The 208-nt window shown below is 65.9% G+C and carries 1 protein-coding gene; it reads left to right on the forward strand.

Annotated elements, in window-relative coordinates:
• Positions 1-208 (forward strand): POTRA domain-containing protein (locus K0F86_RS27255; protein ID WP_306823233.1); only part of this gene is annotated, 208 nt, incomplete at both ends.

The raw sequence follows: 208 nt of genomic DNA on the forward strand, positions 1-208 counted from the left end.
CACGGTGCAGCGCCTGCAGGTGACGGCGCCGCCCGTCTTTGCCGAGAGCGAACTGCTCGCCGCCACGGGTTTCGTGCCCGGTAGCGAGCTGACCCTGGGCGAGCTGCGCGCCATGGCCAGCAAGATTGCCAGCTATTACCAGCAGCGTGGCTATTTCCTCGCGCAGGCGTATCTGCCCGCGCAAGATATCCACGATGGCGTCGTCGTT

The organism is Janthinobacterium sp. UMAB-60, assembly GCF_900095235.1.
Classification (GTDB): Bacteria; Pseudomonadota; Gammaproteobacteria; order Burkholderiales; family Burkholderiaceae_D; genus Janthinobacterium.